The organism is Kitasatospora sp. NPDC096077, assembly GCF_040303245.1.
GTDB lineage: Bacteria > Actinomycetota > Actinomycetes > Streptomycetales > Streptomycetaceae > Kitasatospora.
The window spans coordinates 1-1030 of the sequence record NZ_JBEOSV010000153.1; the positions used below are offsets into that span (position 1 = coordinate 1).

The 1030-nt window shown below is 55.8% G+C and carries 1 rRNA gene; it reads left to right on the plus strand.

The features are described 5' to 3' along the window. A 23S ribosomal RNA gene (locus ABTZ03_RS44190) occupies positions 1-1028 on the plus strand; the annotation flags it as partial. Positions 1029-1030: the final 2 nt, after the last annotated feature.

Genomic DNA, 1030 nt, shown 5'->3' on the forward strand with positions numbered 1-1030 from the left:
GGCGAAGCTGAGAACTTAAGCGCCAGTAAACGGCGGTGGTAACTATAACCATCCTAAGGTAGCGAAATTCCTTGTCGGGTAAGTTCCGACCTGCACGAATGGCGTAACGACTTCTCGACTGTCTCAACCATAGGCCCGGTGAAATTGCATTACGAGTAAAGATGCTCGTTTCGCGCAGCAGGACGGAAAGACCCCGGGACCTTTACTATAGCTTGATATTGGTGTTCGGTTCGGCTTGTGTAGGATAGGTGGGAGACTTTGAAGCAGCAACGCCAGTTGTTGTGGAGTCGCCGTTGAAATACCACTCTGGTCGTGCTGGATGTCTAACCTGGGTCCGTGATCCGGATCAGGGACAGTGTCTGGTGGGTAGTTTAACTGGGGCGGTTGCCTCCTAAAGAGTAACGGAGGCGCCCAAAGGTTCCCTCAGCCTGGTTGGCAATCAGGTGTTGAGTGTAAGTGCACAAGGGAGCTTGACTGTGAGACTGACGGGTCGAGCAGGTACGAAAGTAGGGACTAGTGATCCGGCGGTGGCTTGTGGAAGCGCCGTCGCTCAACGGATAAAAGGTACCCCGGGGATAACAGGCTGATCTTCCCCAAGAGTCCATATCGACGGGATGGTTTGGCACCTCGATGTCGGCTCGTCGCATCCTGGGGCTGGAGTAGGTCCCAAGGGTTGGGCTGTTCGCCCATTAAAGCGGTACGCGAGCTGGGTTTAGAACGTCGTGAGACAGTTCGGTCCCTATCCGCTGTGCGCGTAGGAGTGTTGAGAAGGGCTGTCCCTAGTACGAGAGGACCGGGACGGACGAACCTCTGGTGTGCCAGTTGTCCTGCCAAGGGCATGGCTGGTTGGCTACGTTCGGGAGGGATAACCGCTGAAAGCATCTAAGCGGGAAGCCTGCTTCGAGATGAGCACTCCCACCTCCTTGAGAGGGTAAGGCTCCCAGTAGACGACTGGGTTGATAGGCCGGATATGGAAGCCCTGTGAGGGGTGGAGTTGACCGGTACTAATAGGCCGAGGGCTTGTCCTCAG